The sequence below is a fragment of the Clostridium luticellarii genome (genome assembly GCF_002995845.1).
GTDB classification, from domain to species: Bacteria; Bacillota; Clostridia; order Clostridiales; family Clostridiaceae; genus Clostridium_B; species Clostridium_B luticellarii.
Genome location: NZ_PVXP01000129.1, coordinates 1 through 3,021 on the forward strand (window position 1 = coordinate 1; position 3,021 = coordinate 3,021).

3 protein-coding genes are annotated in these 3,021 nt (G+C 31.1%); all 3 read right to left on the reverse strand.

The window, feature by feature from the left end; translation table 11 throughout:
* Positions 1-126 precede the first annotated feature (126 nt).
* Positions 127-1,089: a substrate-binding domain-containing protein gene (locus CLLU_RS18230; RefSeq protein ID WP_106011176.1), complete on the reverse strand. Its 963-nt coding sequence runs from the start codon at positions 1,087-1,089 to the stop codon at positions 127-129.
* Positions 1,090-1,273: 184 nt separating this feature from the next.
* Positions 1,274-2,470, reverse strand: coding sequence for an MFS transporter (locus CLLU_RS18235; RefSeq protein ID WP_242977759.1), 1,197 nt, complete (start codon positions 2,468-2,470; stop codon positions 1,274-1,276).
* A gap of 51 nt (positions 2,471-2,521) precedes the next feature.
* Complete coding sequence (locus CLLU_RS18240) at positions 2,522-2,965, reverse strand: helix-turn-helix domain-containing protein (RefSeq protein ID WP_106011178.1); 444 nt, start codon at positions 2,963-2,965, stop codon at positions 2,522-2,524.
* Between the last annotated feature and the right edge of the window lie 56 nt (positions 2,966-3,021).

Sequence of the window (3,021 nt, forward strand, 5' to 3'; positions counted from 1 at the left end):
TATTTTATTAAATCATTCATTTTTTTCGCTATTATTGATAATATACAAAAATGCAGAAGCAAATAGTTCTAGAACTATTTGCTTCTGCATTTACTTTAATATTTATTTATATATTTTCCAGTATTCCTAGGTTTCAGCTATAATCTTACCCATCTCACTAATATTATATCCGCCTATTCCCTGTATTTCCATTCTAAATTCTTCTGATGAAAGTATATCCATAATAGCTTTAGTTGAAGGTTTGTTTATATCTTCTTTTTTTATAACCATATCATATTTCTCTTCTTTTATTGGAACAAAATCTACCCCATCAACTTGCGAACACGATTTTTCATTTCCCATTCCTAGATCAGCACCACCACGGGCAACTATACTTGCCACTGCCAGATGCGAAACACATTCCCTTGAATAGCCTTTTATTTGATTTCCCAAAATGTTCATCTGCCTTAAATGCTCATCCAACAAGATCCTGGTACCGCTTCCCTTTTCCCTGTTTATCATAGTGATATCCTGTCTTCTAAAATCATTCCAGTCTTTTATTCGCTTTGGATTCCCTTTGGCCACATAAAATCCCGTCATTCTTCCAACAAGTCTTATTATTACAGCAGGAGTTCCTGGAAGCATCTTTTTTATATATGGAACGTTATATTCCTTGGTTTCACCATCCCACATATGTGCTGTTGCAGCCTGAACCTTTCCGCAATAGAGTGCATATATGCCATTATAACTGCCTTCATAAGATCTCAATGCACGCATACCCTCTTCATAACAAGCCAGATAACGACACAAAATATCCAAAATAGCATCCTGACCAGATATAACAAAACTGTATTTTTCAAGGGTATCTTTACTTTGAAATACAGTATTAGATGTCATAATACCAGATGTATTTGTAAAATCATTACTAATAGTTTTTATATTTTTCGTCTTATTTTTATAAGCTTCCACATCTTTTAGATCTACACGTACCTTTTTACCCACTCTATAGGAATTTATTTCTTTTCGCCTGATCAATTCATAAACAGTACTCTTAGAAATTTTTAATATATCGGCTACCTCCTGTGGAGTAAGAGCTGTATCTATATACATATAAAATTCCTTCCTAAGTTAATGTAAGAACAAATATAACGCTATGTTTATTATAGCATATTAATATTATATTTGTCACGATTATGTACAATCTAACTTCAATTCGTAATTTAAATATAGAGATACTTACGTTCAATGTAAATTCCTACAAAATATAAATTCAAATTTTCGAATTTACGTTAAATTATATTTGACTCATCCCGCCAAATCTCTTATAAAATAATGACATTAGTATTGCAGCAATTAAAGCCATCGCTGAACCTAAATAAAAAGGAGCACTATTATTAACCTTATCATATAATACTCCAGCCATAAGACTTGCAGGGAGTAAAGTTATACCTATTAATGAATTATATATTCCCAATCCTGTTCCCCTTTTATTTTCATTGATAAGGTCTGAAACCAGTGCCTTTTGTACCCCATCTGTTGCTGCACTGTAAAGTCCATATAATGCAAATAATAAAATTACCAATATTCTATTATTTGTTCTTCCAAAACTAAAGTATATTATAGAATACAGTAAATATCCAAAGATAATAAGCCTTTCTCTACCAAATTTATCAGAAAGAATCCCCATAGGAACAGAAAATATTACCGACACTGTATTAAATATCAAATATACCATTGGTATAAATAAAGCTTTTATCCCAACATCACCAGCTTTTACGAGCAGCAAGGCATCAGTTGAGTTACCTAGGGTAAATATAAAAGCAATTCCTAAAAATATATAATATTTATATGAAAAGTCCTTAAAGGTAATCTTCTTAGGAAGAACATTTTTACTTTTTTTAGCCTCTTTTACAAAAAAAATTATAGTAAATAATCCAAATATCCCAGGTAGAACTGAAAACATAAATACTTTCCGGTAATCACCAGGAAATGCTGATAAAATTGTAAAAGCAAGTAGGGGTCCTACTATTGCTCCACTATTATCCATAGCTTTGTGAAATCCAAAATTTTTTCCTTTTTCACTATTATTTGATGAACCAGCTACAAGACTATCTCTTGGTGCAGTTCTTATTCCCTTTCCAACCCTTTCGGTAAATCTGACAACTAGCACCTGAAAAGGTGAAGTCACTATTGAAAATAATGGAGACAAAATAGCTGTAAAGCCGTATCCAATAATCATAAAAGGTTTATTTTTGCCAATTTTATCACTCCACCAGCCTGATACAGCTTTAAGAACCGAAGCTGTACTTTCTGCAATTCCTTCAATAAGAGATACCTCTGTTTTCGATGCACCTATAGAGATTAAAAATAGGGGCATAATAGAGTATATCATTTTTGTTGTTGTATCAGTTAAAAAACTAGTTATACCAGTAAAAAATACGTTGCGTTCGACTCCTAAAACCTTCTTATCTTTTTCATTATTAATATACACACCCATCCCACCTTTGTAACCAGGTTATTTATTATTATGACTAATAAAATTCTATTTTTGATTTATATCAATTTTATATTCCTCTCTCTGAGGCCAGTATACCTTAAATTCAAGCTTTTCAATATCTCTTTGTTGTTTATAACTCATCCTTAAATTCACATCATCAGGAATATTTACATCTTTATCGAGTTCTTTTAAGATAAGTTTGATATTATTAGTACTTTTTAAACTTGATAAATGTGAGCAAATATCATCTAATAAATGTTCAGACTTACCAGATTCATCTACAGAAATCTGATAAATTTCAGCTTTATTAATATAATTGCGTGAATCACCAGAAGACAACCATCTTATTAAAGCCTCTTTACTAAACCTCCATTCCCTGCCTATCTTTCTGGCCGGTATATGCTCTTCCCTAAGTAATTTTATCAGTGTTTTTTCACTTACACCTAAAAATTCTACTGCTTGTTCAACATTTAATATACTATTATCCACAATTTTCACCTCGTATATATTATAACAAAATCTATTTTTAATGCAACATATAAATG